Genomic DNA, 1,171 nt, shown 5'->3' on the forward strand with positions numbered 1-1,171 from the left:
GTTGCCTGTCGGGCCACCGGGTGCAGGACCGCCCGCTGGTGGCGGCCCCGGGTCTGCCGAGCCGGGTCGTCAGCGGGCCACCTTAAACGCTGCCCGCTCAAAACCGCACTCGTTCCGCGGAGTTGGGTTGTCGCGGTTTCGAGACCTTCCAAGGCGTGTGACCATCCGTCTACGGTGGGTAATTCTTGCCACCACGGATCCGGCACCGCCTAGGGGGACACATGAACGACAACGGATACACCAGCCTGCCGGGATGGAGAGGCGGTGACGCCAACGCCGCGTATCTCGACAAGAACCTGAAGCACATGCCGGTCGAGACCTCCCTCGACGACTCGGTCAGCTGGCGGCAGCTGCTCCAGCTGTTCGTCTACGCCCTCCTCGCCTCGTTCCTGGCGTTCCTGCCGCTCGTCTTCTTCGGGCTGATCCTTCTTGTCGGAGGCAGTGGCGAGGGGTTCGCCGTCATGGTCGGGCTGGCGTACATCGCCTCGGGCATCGCCTTCTGGGTGACTCTGCTCGGGATGCGCCTGGTCGAACCGATCGCCGAATGGCGGGTCCTGCTGGCGGACCGGAGCGGATCCCTCGACTCGGCGTACGTCTCCATCAGGGGCACCCTCGATCGTCGTCACATCCCCGTCGACCGCGCTGAGCGGGTCATCGCCGCCGGACTGGGCCGGGACCAGGTCCGCAATCGCCTGGTGCTCTCGGAGGGCCAGTGCCAGGTCTACGTCTCGGTGTTCTCGTACGGTACGAGCCTCTACCTGGGGTGGCAGATGTGGCGCTCGCGCCGCGGGTACGCCCTGATCGGCGGGTTCGTGTCCGACCTGTTCGCGTCCATCATGGGCCGCCTGAGTCCCGAGCGGATCATGATGCGGACCGAGGGCGTGAGGGCCATGCGTGAGGCGGTGCACGCGGCGTGCCGGGAGGGACTGGCCACGGCGGTGGACCAAGTCGTGGTGCCCGTCAGCTTCGGCTTCCCCCAAGGACTGCCGCCGGTGCAGGCCGACCACGCGAGGTCCGCGCCGACGCCGGGCCTCAACCCCACGCCCGCCTGGGGCCCGCCCGCGGGCGCCCCGCCGGTGGGTCCGCCGGCGGGCGGCCCCCCGGCGGGCGGTGCGCACCCCGGGGCATGATGCACCCCGGTTCGCCGGCTCGCACCGCCACACGCGGTGCG

The 1,171-nt window shown here is 70.1% G+C and carries 1 protein-coding gene; it reads left to right on the forward strand.

Annotated features, from left to right (window positions below; all coding sequences use genetic code 11):
- The first annotated feature begins 221 nt into the window (after positions 1–221).
- Positions 222–1,130 (forward strand): hypothetical protein, encoded by a 909-nt coding sequence (locus tag ABZ281_RS50070; RefSeq protein ID WP_356665568.1) that lies wholly within the window; start codon positions 222–224, stop codon positions 1,128–1,130.
- The last annotated feature ends 41 nt before the right edge of the window (positions 1,131–1,171 follow it).

The sequence above is a fragment of the Streptomyces sp. NPDC006265 genome, from assembly GCF_040613555.1.
In the GTDB taxonomy this organism is placed as follows: domain Bacteria; phylum Actinomycetota; class Actinomycetes; order Streptomycetales; family Streptomycetaceae; genus Streptomyces.